This is a genomic window from Allorhizobium sp. DMC15, from assembly GCF_056314065.1.
In genome coordinates this window covers 503761-516414 of record NZ_JBQUZB010000001.1, presented here as the reverse complement: position 1 = coordinate 516414, position 12654 = coordinate 503761, and the positions used below count along the sequence as shown (strand labels likewise).

General features: G+C 60.5%; 14 protein-coding genes and 2 tRNA genes. 1 reads left to right on the top strand and 15 read right to left on the bottom strand.

From position 1 onward, the window contains the following. Window position 1 precedes the first annotated feature (1 nt). The 12 genes from ACT53S_RS02485 to ACT53S_RS02430 all read right to left on the bottom strand — a co-directional run bounded on the left by ACT53S_RS02485 (window position 2) and on the right by ACT53S_RS02430 (window position 9244). Window positions 2-1324, bottom strand: coding sequence for an AAA family ATPase (locus tag ACT53S_RS02485; RefSeq protein ID WP_476065811.1), 1323 nt, complete (start codon window positions 1322-1324; stop codon window positions 2-4). A gap of 9 nt (window positions 1325-1333) precedes the next feature. Beyond that, window positions 1334-2491, bottom strand: a complete 1158-nt coding sequence (locus tag ACT53S_RS02480) for a DNA cytosine methyltransferase (RefSeq protein ID WP_476065810.1) — start codon at window positions 2489-2491, stop codon at window positions 1334-1336. Window positions 2492-3135: 644 nt separating this feature from the next. Beyond that, a tRNA-Phe gene (locus tag ACT53S_RS02475) sits at window positions 3136-3211 on the bottom strand. Window positions 3212-3407: 196 nt separating this feature from the next. Further along, window positions 3408-3620: a DNA gyrase inhibitor YacG gene (gene yacG, locus ACT53S_RS02470; protein ID WP_113377144.1), complete on the bottom strand. Its 213-nt coding sequence runs from the start codon at window positions 3618-3620 to the stop codon at window positions 3408-3410. A 1-nt stretch (window position 3621) separates the two neighbouring features. Further along, window positions 3622-4242 (bottom strand): Maf-like protein, encoded by a 621-nt coding sequence (locus ACT53S_RS02465; RefSeq protein WP_113377143.1) that lies wholly within the window; start codon window positions 4240-4242, stop codon window positions 3622-3624. Window positions 4243-4270: 28 nt separating this feature from the next. Continuing rightward, window positions 4271-4489, bottom strand: coding sequence for a translation initiation factor IF-1 (gene infA, locus ACT53S_RS02460; protein ID WP_004435948.1), 219 nt, complete (start codon window positions 4487-4489; stop codon window positions 4271-4273). 143 nt (window positions 4490-4632) lie between these two features. Next, complete coding sequence (locus ACT53S_RS02455) at window positions 4633-5094, bottom strand: arsenate-mycothiol transferase ArsC (RefSeq protein WP_476065809.1); 462 nt, start codon at window positions 5092-5094, stop codon at window positions 4633-4635. Between the two features lie 5 nt (window positions 5095-5099). After that, window positions 5100-5573 (bottom strand): UPF0262 family protein, encoded by a 474-nt coding sequence (locus ACT53S_RS02450; protein WP_113377141.1) that lies wholly within the window; start codon window positions 5571-5573, stop codon window positions 5100-5102. 3 nt (window positions 5574-5576) lie between these two features. Then, on the bottom strand, window positions 5577-6875 hold the full coding sequence (hisD, locus tag ACT53S_RS02445) for a histidinol dehydrogenase (protein WP_476065808.1): 1299 nt from the start codon (window positions 6873-6875) through the stop codon (window positions 5577-5579). Between the two features lie 65 nt (window positions 6876-6940). Then, the gene (locus ACT53S_RS02440) at window positions 6941-7378 is read right to left on the bottom strand and encodes a DUF2948 family protein (RefSeq protein WP_476065807.1); all 438 of its coding nucleotides are present in this window, start codon (window positions 7376-7378) and stop codon (window positions 6941-6943) included. 161 nt (window positions 7379-7539) lie between these two features. Beyond that, window positions 7540-8832 (bottom strand): UDP-N-acetylglucosamine 1-carboxyvinyltransferase, encoded by a 1293-nt coding sequence (murA, locus tag ACT53S_RS02435; RefSeq protein WP_476065806.1) that lies wholly within the window; start codon window positions 8830-8832, stop codon window positions 7540-7542. Window positions 8833-8959: 127 nt separating this feature from the next. Continuing rightward, a complete protein-coding gene (locus ACT53S_RS02430) occupies window positions 8960-9244 on the bottom strand; it encodes a hypothetical protein (RefSeq protein WP_476065805.1) in 285 nt (94 codons plus the stop codon). Window positions 9245-9409: 165 nt separating this feature from the next. On the opposite strand from ACT53S_RS02430, the gene ACT53S_RS02425 reads away from it, so the two are divergent. Then, window positions 9410-9484 (top strand) — tRNA-Thr (locus tag ACT53S_RS02425). Between the two features lie 95 nt (window positions 9485-9579). On the opposite strand, the gene ACT53S_RS02420 is transcribed toward ACT53S_RS02425, so the two are convergent. From ACT53S_RS02420 to hutG, 3 genes are read right to left on the bottom strand one after another with little or no spacing between them, the layout of a single operon-like run. Beyond that, window positions 9580-10152 carry a HutD/Ves family protein gene (locus ACT53S_RS02420; RefSeq protein ID WP_476065804.1) on the bottom strand — a complete coding sequence of 191 codons (573 nt, stop codon included), beginning with the start codon at window positions 10150-10152 and terminating at the stop codon, window positions 9580-9582. 4 nt (window positions 10153-10156) lie between these two features. Then, a complete protein-coding gene (gene hutU, locus ACT53S_RS02415) occupies window positions 10157-11842 on the bottom strand; it encodes a urocanate hydratase (protein ID WP_476065803.1) in 1686 nt (561 codons plus the stop codon). 11 nt (window positions 11843-11853) lie between these two features. After that, on the bottom strand, window positions 11854-12654 hold the full coding sequence (gene hutG / locus ACT53S_RS02410) for an N-formylglutamate deformylase (RefSeq protein WP_476065802.1): 801 nt from the start codon (window positions 12652-12654) through the stop codon (window positions 11854-11856).

Below are 12654 nucleotides of genomic sequence, written 5' to 3'. Positions count from 1 at the left end.
CTCATTCGGTCAGCGAGGGAACAGCCCCAATGATCTCGCCGATCGGGCTTCCACCGCCTGCCGCCCACTTTTCCCGTAGTTCGGCGAAAGTGCTTATGCCACCGAAAAACGACGGCGCACGCGACTTTAGAACATCGTTCCAGATGTAGCCCCAGAGGTCCTCGTAGATCGTTTCTGGATCGGCCAAGCGTCGCTTCGAGATGAAATACGGACCGACGAATTTGTCTTCTGGGACGCCTTCGGAGCTCTTCAATCTCTCATTCAGCGCTGCCCGAAGGTCTCCCCATCGCACTTCGGTGCCGCCGTATCTTACCAGATCGCCGTCATAGGTCCCTACTTCGCGGTAAGAGAGATAGGTTTTAGACCAACGGCGAAGGAATGCTGAATCAAGCTGGCGGGCGTTCTGGTCTGACCGATTCATCGTCGCCCAGATGTATAGGTTCGCGGGAAATCTCATGTTCCCGGGCGAGACGTGAGCATGGTGGACGTCGTTGAGCGCCAACCACGACCTGATCTCGTTTCTAGGTCGGATTTCATATTCGCTGACGCCATTTAGCGGATCACCATCCCGATCACGTCGATCGAGAAGCTGCAACATGTCACCAAATACATGGGAAGCCACGGCCCGACTGACTTCCTCAACTATCAGGACTACCGATCGGTCGGGATGCAGGCATGCCAAGCGATACGCCTTGAGCAGCGGTCCGACCTGTAGTGCGTATTGGACGTATGGTTCCCCAGGCACGTCCTCTTCCGCTCCGATGAACTCCACGTCTTCATCGACAATACGATATATCGACTCCGGCCTCAGGCCGCCCACAAAATCCGAATATCGCGTTTCCGGGTGGAACACCGTACGGATGAGAAAGTGTGCTTTCGCACCGTCTTCCTGCAGACGGTAGCTTTTCCCAGACCCGGGGCAACCGTGGAGGATACGCTGAATAGGGAATTCCAATGGGAACTGCCCCGTGGCATTCGGGGTCTCGGCCTCATCGAGACGGAACGATTTTGTCGGTGGCGCTTCTGGCGAAGGTGAACGAGACAACACTTTCTCAAGCGAGTCCGAAGATAATGCCTCACCGAATGTGTAAGCTTTGTTCGTTGTGCCTTTACGCCCTTTGGAACTAGCTACCTTTAATCGTCCGGTTTCAACTATATATCCGCTATTCCTGAGCTTCGTAGTTAGGCTGCCTTCGGCATTACGCACCATGGCGACGTTGTCCATCAACGGCCAAATTTCGTCTGCTGTAAATTCGTACCCGTTGCCTTTTTCGCTAAAGAGCTTCTGGACTGCTTCGACTGCAGCATTGGTCTTGTCAGACATATGGGATACTCACCGGCCTATTTTAGCGAGCACAGCTAAACCCACAGCCCGTCCAACAGCTGGAGGAACGGAGTTGGCGACAAGCCGATGTTGGTCCAGGTTCTTCACCGACCCTGAACGTCCGCGGATTGGGCCGCGCAAGACGTAATCGTCTGGGAAGCCATGAATCCGCATGTACTCGCGTGGCGTCAGATATCGATCTTCAATCGGATGGAAGAAAATCTCACCACAGCGAAGTGTGTTGCTCGGCTTCTGACGTGCAAGACGCAGGAACTTCGTTGTGTCTTTTGGTCCAAGCTTGCCTTTAATCTCAGGTGGTGCGTCAGCCATTTTCGCTAAGTGCAGGCCTTCCACTACGTAGCTAATGCGGCGGATGTCGCCTTCAGGCGTCACGTCGATATGATTCTCGTGCAACGGGATTTCTCCCTTGCGGACATGGTTAGGCAGCGCGCTAATGACTTCGCCAACCGTCTTAACGTGCTGTTTGTCCACCGACGGAAGGGGGAATTCAAATGAGCCGAATTCTTGCTTGATTGCTACGATGAAAAGTCTCTGGCGCTTTTGAGCGACCCCAAACAGCGACGAGTCGAGGATTTTCGAAGAGACCAGGTAGCCCAGCTCTTCAAGCTGCCTAGTTAAATCTGCCACGATGCCGCCAGGTCTTCCATCAACGCCCCGAGCCGATTTGAGCCCCTTGACGTTTTCGATGATGATTGCCTTCGGCATGAGGGCCTTAGCGTAATCAACCATCGCAAAGAGCAGCCGTCCACGCTCGTCACCGAGGCCATCTTTTTTACCGATCTGGCTGAAGGTCTGGCATGGCGGCCCACCGAACAACAGGTCAAGCTGCCCTCTGCGGAGCCCCAGCTCACGCATCAGCGCCTTGACGTCGACGTCGACAACTGAAGCGTTGATCACCTTCGCATGACCAAAATAGCGGGACTGATTGTATTCCAGCGTCTCGCAGGCATTGGCGTCTTTTTCGACGCAAGCGAGAGTACGAAATCCGGCGTCTTCGATGCCGAGGTCCAGACCTCCGCCACCCGAGAACAGGGAAATTGCAGTCCTCGGCGCGCTTAGAGCTCCAAGATGCGGAGCCTGATCATCTGGCAATTCTTCCGCGACGCCGCCACAGAAAATCCCATCGTTGAAGTCAGCTCGTTCCACTTGACACCCTACCAATCAAAACATTTGCATGCCTGCCCTCCCGGCAAGAAGCACAAGCGAATTGTTCTCGAAACGTTCCTCTCGAATCGCGGATATGATCGCACGCGTTTACTATCAAGGAATTAACTTTGAAAGTCTCGAAGAACAAAATGAGAACATAGGAAAAACTGAGTTTTGTCAACACTGTTTGAGTCGGCTTGCCTGTGGCTGTCGCCACTGCCAGTGTCTTTGAACTCAGCCAGGCAGCGCGAGACATCGCTCCACCAACCACGAGGCGACAAGGCATGACGCAATTTGTCACCCAATACCCGAGGCAAAATGGTCACCGTCGAGATCGACGAGCCACGGACGATCCCAGCCAAGGTAGAAACCTCCTGATCCAAGACATGCCCTTACCGCTCCTTCAGCGACCCCGATTGACCACCGGCTATTTTGCCTCGCGCTCACTCCCGGCAAAACGGTAGGGAGATCGATGGAAACGGTAGACACAGAACCGGCCACATCAGTCAAAGAAGTTGACCAGCCCTTGCGGCATCAGGTTTGCAGCGAACGGTAGGTAAACGGTAGAGACTTTGATAACGCCTGACATCTGCAACAATATAGTTGACACCAAACTGGTAACATACTGATTTCGTTGAGGTAAATGGTGCCCGGAGGCGGATTTGAACCACCGACACGCGGATTTTCAATCCGCTGCTCTACCAACTGAGCTATCCGGGCATCTCGGCTTTTATGCAAAGCCTGCCGGTTTCTCTCGAAACCGCCGGGGTATGTCCCCGGGAGCGAGCGGGGTTATAACATCTTGTTCGGCCATGGCAAGCGCTTGAGAGCACTTTTTTGAAGAAGATGTGAAAATCGCAGAAAAGCCAATCCGAACAAGAAGATCGGGACCGTATACCGGTCCGGCACGCGTGCGTCAGTTGTAGCCTTCGTCGTCGGCCTTGGATTCGTCGTCTGCGACCGGGATGGCGTAGGACCCGTTCAGCCAGCGGGAGAGATCGAGGTTTCGGCAACGGTCCGAACAGAAGGGATAGTTCTCGCGCGTCGAAGGGCGGCGGCATTCGGGACAGGGAAGCGCCTTACGCAGCGGCTCCACCTTGGCCACGCGCGGGCTGTCTTCGTCGGCCATGTCAGCCCTCCGTCCAGCCGGTGTGGACGTCGTATCCCTCGCCCTGGAGCATCTGCAGCGTCTCGAAGAGCGGCAGGCCGACGACATTGGTGTAGGAACCGACGAGTTTCTGGACGAAGCTTCCGGCAATACCCTGGATGGCATAGGCGCCAGCCTTGCCGCGCCATTCGCCAGAGGCGAGGTAACACTCGATGTCATAGCCCGAAAGCCGCTTGAAGCGGACCTTCGTCTCGACGATCTTCTGGCGCACGGTTCCATCAGGTGCAATCAGGCAGACACCGGTGAACACCCAGTGGCTGCGACCGGACAGCAAATGCAGGGCTGAGGACGCTTCCTGAACGAGTTCCGCCTTGGGCAAAATGCGCCGGCCAACGGCGACGACCGTATCGGCCGCCAGCACATAGCTGTTGTTCCAGGCAAGATCCTTGCGGATCTGCTGATAGGCCGCCTTCGCCTTATCGGCGGACAGACGGCGCGCAAGCGAACGCGGATGCTCGGACTTTTTTGGCGTTTCGTCGAGGTCCATCGGCATCAGGCGCGCGGGCTCGATGCCGGACTGCTTGAGCAGATCGACACGGCGCGGCGACCCGGAGGCCAAGATCAGCTTCTGTCTGAGTTCCATGACCCCTCGCGGCCGTTCTCGGCGGCGCTTACTTGAAGCGGTAGGTGATGCGGCCCTTGGTCAGGTCGTAAGGGGTCATCTCGACCAGGACCTTGTCGCCCGCGAGAACGCGGATGCGGTTCTTGCGCATGCGGCCTGCGGTGTGGGCGATGATCTCGTGCTCGTTTTCGAGCTTCACGCGGAACGTCGCGTTGGGCAGCAGTTCGGTGACGACACCGGGGAATTCGAGGACTTCTTCTTTGGCCATAGAACGATTGTCTTTCCTGGGGTTTAAAGCGGGGCGCGCGGAGGGCCCCTTAAAATGTGGGCGGAAACTACACAATCGCCCGGCATTTGTGAACCTTGTAGATTCGGCTTTCGGAAATTGTTTCACGCAGTGCGAAAACGCCGCTATTCCGGCGCCAGCACGAGCCTTTCCTGGATCAATTTCGTCAGGCGGTCGCGAACGTCGCGGTAGGCGGATAGCCGCTGATCGCGGCTGCCGGTTTCTACGGTGGGATCCGGCATCGGCCAGTATTCCACGTCGATGGCGGAATGCCGGGTCAATTCGAGTGCGGCATGATGGGCTTCCGGCGTCAGGGTCACGACGAGATCAAAGAAGTCGTCGGCCATGTCTTCGAGCGTCTGCGGCTGACGGCGGCCAAGCGAAAGTCCGATTTCATCCAGTACCGCATCGACGAAGGGATCGCGCTCACCCTTTTTGACGCCGGCGGACGCGATCCAGGTACCGGATGGCAGTGCCTGTCTGGCAATCGCTTCGGCCATGGGACTGCGGATGACATTTTGCCCGCACATGAAGAGGATCGCCCCCGGGCGCGATGTCCGGCGGCTTCCATTCCCGCCATCCTCCATCGGACCTAGCCCCGCCAATAGAGCACGCAGACCAAGGTGAAAAGCCGGCGGGCGGTATCGAAATCAAGCTTGATCTTGCCCGACAACCTGTCCATCAGCGTCTGGGAGCCATCATTGTGGATGCCGCGACGGCCCATGTCGATCGCCTCGATCTGTGACGGCGTCGACGAGCGGATCGCCTCATAATAGCTTTCGCAGATCATGAAGTAGTCCTTGATGATCCGCTGCAAGGGGGTCAGCGACAGGATGTGGACGGCGACATCCTCTCCCGCCTCCGTCTTGATGGAGAAGACGAGCTTCCGGTCCATCAGCGAGAGAAAAAGCTTGTAAGGGCCGCCGGCATGGCCGACAGGTTCGAAAGAATTTTCCTCGATAAGGTCGAAGATGGCGACTGCCCGCTCATGCTCGACATCGGGTGTCGACCGCCCGATGGTCTCGTCCAGCACGACATCTGAGAGCCGGAAATCGCCCGCCGCCATCCTCTAGTCCCCGAGATTGAGGCGGATGGCAACCGATCGGGCATGGGCTTCAAGCCCCTCCGATTTCGCCAGAGCAATGGCCGCGGGTCCGAGTTGGCGCAGTTGGTCCGGGCCAAGCCGCAGGATCGAGGTGCGCTTGACGTAATCCAAGACACCCAGCCCCGAAGAGAACCGCGCGGAGCGTGCCGTCGGAAGCACGTGGTTGGACCCGCCGACATAATCTCCGATCACTTCCGGCGTGTGGCGCCCGACGAAAATCGCGCCCGCATTGCGGATGCCCGAGATCAGCGGCTCGGGGTCATCGACGGCGAGTTCCAGATGCTCGGCGGCGATGCGGTTGGCCAGCGGGATCGCGTCCTCCAGCCGGTCGACCAGAATGATGGCACCGTAATCGCGCCAGCTGGCCGAAGCGGTTTCCGCGCGCGGCAATGTCTTCAGCTGCCGCTCGACGGCAGCTTCTACAGCCTTGCCGAGCGCCTCGTCGTCGGTGATCACGATCGACTGGGCGCCGGTGTCATGTTCGGCCTGGGCCAGCAGATCCGCGGCCAGCCAGTCCGGATCATTGTCCTTGTCGGCGATCACAAGCACTTCCGAGGGACCGGCGATCATGTCGATGCCGACTGTGCCAAAAACCTGGCGCTTGGCGGCGGCGACATAAGCGTTGCCCGGGCCGACGATCTTGGCGACCGGTGCGATGGTCTCTGTGCCATAGGCCAAGGCCGCAACGGCCTGCGCACCGCCCAACCGATAGATTTCCGTGACGCCGGCAATCTTGGCCGCCGCCAGCACGGTCGGGTTGATGGCGCCGCCGGTGGCGGGAACAACCATGACGACACGCGGCACACCGGCGACCTTCGCCGGCAGGGCATTCATCAGGACCGAACTCGGATAGCTGGCCGTGCCGCCCGGCACATACAGGCCGACCGCATCGATCGCCGTCCAGCGCGAGCCGAGGCCGACGCCGATCGCATCCTCGTAGATATCGTCTTTCGGCATCTGACGCGCATGATGGCGCTCGATGCGCTCGGCGGCCAGCTTCAGCGCGTCCATCAGCTCCGGCGAGGTCGCAGCCACCGCCGCATCGATCTCGGCATCGGTGACGCGCATGGAGACCTGTGCAAAATCAATGCCGTCGAAGCGTTTGGAATAGTCGGCGAGAGCGACATCTCCGCGGGCGCGCACATCGTCGATGATCTTGCGGACGGCGTCGTTGACGTCGTCGGAGACTTCACGCTTGGTCGTCAGGAAGGCGGCAAAACGCGCTTCGAAGTCTCCCGATGTCTGATTGAGCCAGATTGCCACGTCCCCAGTCTTCCTTTTCGCAGTCTCTGCAGTTTGCCCTGTCGATATTCCCGGGCCAGGCTGTTTCAATCGGCCTCGTGGGCCGGTCGCGACGTTGTTTCCCACGCGCCGCCCGTATCGGCGAGCTGCGCTTCGATGCATTCGACGTCGAGCGCGATCATGCCGCCACCGGCCAGAACCAGTTCCACCACGCCGTCGGGCCCCTCGCCCTTCGCCGTGAAGCGGATGGCGAGGAGGCTCAGGACCTCCCCGGTCTTGCTCCGATCGAAGCCGATCGAACGCACGGCACCGACACGCTTGAAGCTGAGCGCTGCGCGGCAGCGTTCAAAGCTTTTTGCGCTGCGTTGCACCTTTTCCCAGACGAAGCGGTTGGCCACCAGCGAAAACAGACCGGATCGCGGCGAGAAGGAGAGGTCGGCAACCTTGAAAACCGCATCCTGCATATGGGCGGACACGATCGCCAGATCATCCGCGTCGAGTGCCAGAAGCTTCACGTCTGCCATGTCACCTGTCCGTCCTGCCTTGCGGCCCTGTCGTCTCGCATCCATCCCATGCGTGACGGATTTCATGTTTTGGACATAGGTTGCCGCTTGTCCAGTGGCAACGGGACAAAAAGACTTTTCGCCCCGCGACCGCCGTTCACGCCGTCTCAGACGGCGCGAGATCAGTCGCTGATGCGCTCGACGATGGCGCCGCAGCGGGTGAGCTTTTCTTCCAGCCGCTCGAAGCCACGATCGAGGTGATAGACGCGGGACACCATGGTTTCCCCCTCGGCCGCGAGGCCGGCGATGACCAGCGAGACGGAGGCGCGCAGGTCGGTTGCCATGACAGGTGCACCGCGCAGGCGGGTGACGCCTTCGATGCGGGCGGTCTGGCCAGACAGCGTGATCTTGGCGCCGAGACGGGCCAGTTCCTGCACATGCATGAAACGATTCTCGAAGATCGTCTCGGTGACGTGCGAGATGCCATTGGCGCGGGTCATCAGACCCATGAACTGCGCCTGCAGGTCGGTCGGAAAACCCGGGAAGGGTTCAGTGACGATATCGACCGGGCGGATTTGATCACCGTGGCCAATCACGCGGATGCCACCGTCGACGGCGGAGACTTCCGCACCGGCGCGGCGGATCGCCTCGATCGCGGTGTCGAGCAGCGTGATATCGGTGCCTGACAGTGTCACGTCACCACCGGTCATGGCGACCGCCATGGCATAGGTGCCGGTCTCGATCCGGTCCGGCAGCACGCGATGGCGGGCACCGGAGAGGCTCGGCACACCTTCAATGGTGATGGTGGATGTGCCGGCGCCGGAGATCTTGGCACCCATGGCTATCAGGCAGTTGGCGAGGTCGACCACTTCGGGTTCGCGGGCGGCATTGCCGATGACAGTCGTGCCGCGGGCGAGCGAGGCCGCCATCAGCATGACATGGGTCGCGCCGACCGAGACCTTCGGGAACGTATAGCGCGCGCCGATCAGGCCGCCCTTCGGCGCCTTGGCATTGATATACCCGCCATCGATTTCCATCTCGGCGCCGAGCGCCGCGAGGCCCTCGATGAAGAGATCGACCGGACGCGTGCCGATGGCGCAGCCGCCCGGCAAGGACACACGGGCCTGGCCTTCGCGGGCGAGCAGGGGTCCGATGACCCAGAAGCTGGCACGCATCTTGGAGACCAACTCGTAAGGTGCCGTCGTATCGGCAACCGTGCGGCAGGTGAAATGCACGGTGCGCGAATAGGAGCCGTCCTGGTGCTCGCGGCGACCGTTGACGGCGATATCGACCCCATGATTGCCGAGAATGCGGATCAGGCCTTCGACATCAGCCAGATGCGGCACGTTTTCCAGCGTCAGCGTGTCGGAGGTCAAAAGCGAGGCGATCATCAGGGGGAGCGCTGCGTTTTTTGCACCCGAGATCGGGATGATCCCGTTCAACGCATTGCCACCGACTATCCTGATGCGATCCATATGAGCCTGCGATACGGGCGAAAAGGCCCGCCTTTCCTGATGAGTTGTAAGGGGTCAGCCAGTCTGGCGAGGCTGGCTGTTTAGACGAAAAGCATTTCAGGTTCAATCGAGCCTGGGAAACATCGTTTCAGTCCCCGGACGACACATCCCAGTCCCGTGTTCCCTCTTGAACTGCAGTGGCATCGGGATTGGACAAATTTGCGGCAGGAAGCCACTCGCCATCTTCCGCCTCGCCGGCACGCCGCGCGCGCGCCTGCTGCTTGCGGCGCGCGAGATTTTCACGAAGCTTGGCGGCCGCGCGCAACCGGCGCTGCTCTTCGGCGGCGCTCAGCTTCTGTTTTCCACTGCCCGTGACCGCGCGTTCCACAGTATCCGAAATGTTCGCGGGCGCCCGCGGGGCCTTGTTTTCCAATGGGTCTGTCATGCCCTGCTTGATAGCCCAAAGCCTCTTGACGCAAAAGGCCCAGGCGAGAGCCTTCGAAAACTTCAGAACAATTCGCTTTCCGGCTTGCGCTGCCGGAAAGTCTATGGCAATAGGCCCCTCGTTCCGGGCGACACCACGCTTCGCCCGCCAGATGCTGCTATAGCTCAGGGGTAGAGCACTCCCTTGGTAAGGGAGAGGCCGAGAGTTCAAATCTCTCTAGCAGCACCATTTTTCCTAAACTTTCAAATTACTTGCAGAGACCCAACATAGGTCCGGCCACCTGCGTTGCGAGCGACTATCCCTAGGGCCGCGCCTTGGCGCGATTATGTGGTGATGCTGTCGATGTGCATCACGTAAATAGTGGCAGGAGACGCGCTGGATAGCCGGGCGTCCTCACCGGGCTCCAGGAACAGGGCGTCCCATCGCTGCAGGCGGACGCGTTCTTGCCCGACCGTCAAGTCAGACAAGGTCAGCACGATTCGGATATGGGCTGACGGCGGGAGCGTCAGGTTCTCTGTGACCGCGCGTTCGACAGCATGGGTGAAGGCGCCCCTGCGGGTCATGACGTTGAGGTCGGTGATCGGGCCGCTCACCAAGGTGGCGGTCGTTTCTCTGTCGGCGGGGAAGCCGTAGGGCGGCGTGTCGCGGCGGAGCGTGGCGGGAGCCTCCTGCCCGGCCACCGAAAGCGTGATGCCCTCCCCTGTCAGCACACTCAGCGTTCGGTCGATGCCGTCGAAGATGGAAAAGGGGCCGTCCTCGACGACGGTTGCCGTGCTGATCCGCCAGTCGAAATTGTCGACCGTGGCGCCGGGGGGCGAGACGGCGATTTCCACCGTCTCCCCTTTTCCGTTCTTCCAGGGCATGCGCTTGTGGTCCGCCGACCGCAGGACGCGCATGGGCTCAGTTGCCGAGAATGCCGGGAAGGCGCAGGCCTTGCTCTTTCGCGCAATCAAGCGCGATGTCATAACCGGCATCGGCATGGCGCATGACGCCGGTTGCCGGATCGTTCCACAGCACGCGCTCCAGGCGGCGCTGAGCATCATCCGTGCCATCGGCGCAGATGACCATGCCGGAATGCTGGGAAAAGCCCATGCCGACGCCGCCGCCATGGTGCAGCGACACCCAAGTGGCGCCCGAGGCGGTGTTGAGAAGCGCGTTCAGGAGCGGCCAGTCGGAGACGGCATCGGAGCCGTCCTTCATCGCTTCCGTTTCGCGGTTAGGCGAGGCGACAGAGCCGCTATCGAGATGGTCGCGACCGATGACGATGGGAGCGGAGAGTTCGCCGTTACGTACCATTTCATTGAAGGCCAAAGCGAGTTTGTGGCGGTCGCCGAGGCCGACCCAGCAGATGCGGGCGGGCAGGCCCTGGAAGGCGATGCGCTCGCGGGCCATGTCGAGCCAGTTGTGCAGATGCTTGTTGTCCGGCAGCAGTTCCTTCACCTTTGCATCGGTCTTGTAGATATCCCCCGGATTGCCCGACAGGGCTGCCCAGCGGAAGGGGCCGATGCCACGGCAAAACAGCGGGCGGATATAAGCCGGCACAAAACCGGGGAAGGCGAAGGCGTCTTCGAGACCCTCGTCCTTGGCGACCTGGCGGATGTTGTTGCCATAGTCGAGCGTCGGCACGCCCGCATTCCAGAAGGCGACCATGGCCTCGACATGGGACTTCATCGAGGCGCGGGCCGCGACTTCGACAGAGACCGGATCCGTCTCTCGCTTGGCCTTGGCCTCCTCGACAGTCCAGCCGATCGGCAGATAGCCATTGCGCGGGTCATGAGCCGAGGTCTGGTCGGTGACGATATCGGGGCGCGGGCCGCCGGCCTGCATTCGCTTCACCAGTTCCGGGAAGATTTCCGCGGCATTGCCGAGCAGGCCGACGGATTTGGCTTCGCCCGCCTTGGTCCAGCGATCGATCATGTCGAGCGCCTCGTCGAGCGTCTTTGCCTTCTCGTCGACATAACGGGTGCGCAGGCGGAAATCGATGCGGGTCTCGTCGCATTCGACAGCGAGGCAGCAGGCGCCGGCCATGACGGCGGCGAGTGGCTGGGCGCCACCCATGCCGCCGAGACCACCGGTCAGGATCCACTTACCCTTGAGATTGCCCTGATAGTGCTGGCGACCGGCCTCGACGAAGGTTTCATAGGTGCCCTGCACGATGCCTTGCGTGCCGATATAGATCCATGAGCCGGCGGTCATCTGGCCGTACATGGCCAGACCCTTCTTATCGAGCTCGTTGAAATGGTCCCAGGTTGCCCAATGCGGTACGAGGTTGGAATTGGCGATCAGGACACGCGGCGCATCCTTGTGGGTGCGGAACACGCCGACCGGCTTGCCGGACTGGACGAGCAGGGTTTCTTCCTCGGTCAGCGTCTTCAGCGTCGCGACGATGCGGTCGAAATCCTCCCAGGTGCGGGCGGCGCGGCCGATGCCACCATAGACCACGAGTTCGTGCGGGTTTTCCGCAACATCGGGGTCGAGGTTGTTCATCAGCATGCGCAGCGGCGCTTCGGTCATCCAGCTCTTGGCCGTCAGTTCATTGCCCCGGGGCGAACGGATGTCGCGGATGTTGTGGCGAGAATTGGTCATGTCTGATCCCCTTATGATTTGAGGTCGAGCGCGATCGCTTCGATCCGGGTGAGCATGGTCTTGAGGTGGCTGCGCAGGCGCTCCGCCTTTTCCGCGTGATAGGCGAAGGGCGGCGTTTCCGTGGCGAGATGGGTGGATTGGGCGAGTTCCATCTGAATGGCATGAACGCCGCTCTCAGGCCGGCCATAATGGCGGGTCGTCCAGCCGCCCTTGAACCGGCCGTTCAAAATGCTGGTGTAACCTATGGCGGCGGCCGTGGCTTCGACTGCCGCCTGCTCGATACTGACATCACAGGTGCGACCACCATCGGTGCCGGTGTTGAAATCCGGCAGGATGCCGTCGAACAGAAACGGGATCCTCGAGCGAATGGAATGGCAATCATAGAGGATGGCAACGCCGTGGATCGCTTTCACCCGATCGATCTCGGCCTGGAGTGCCGCATGATAGGGGCCGTGAAAAGCGGCCAAGCGATCCGCTGTGTCAGCGTCTGTCGGCTCGGCGCCGTCTCGCCAGATCGGCAGGCCGTCGAAGTCCGTGGTCGGCACCAGCCCGGTGGTGTTCTGCCCCGGATAGAGGCTGACGCCGGCAGGATCGCGATTGGCGTCGATCACGTAGCGGTGGAAGGTGGCGCGCACCGTGGTGGCATCGGTCAACAGACCGTCATACAGGTCCTCGATGTGCCAGTCCGTATCAGCGAGCAGGCGGCCATTGTCATTGAGGCGCGCCCAGATGTCGGCCGGCACATGCGTGCCGGTATGCGGCAGACCAAGAATGACAGGGGACGCCCCCCTGACGACATCGACGACGTTCAT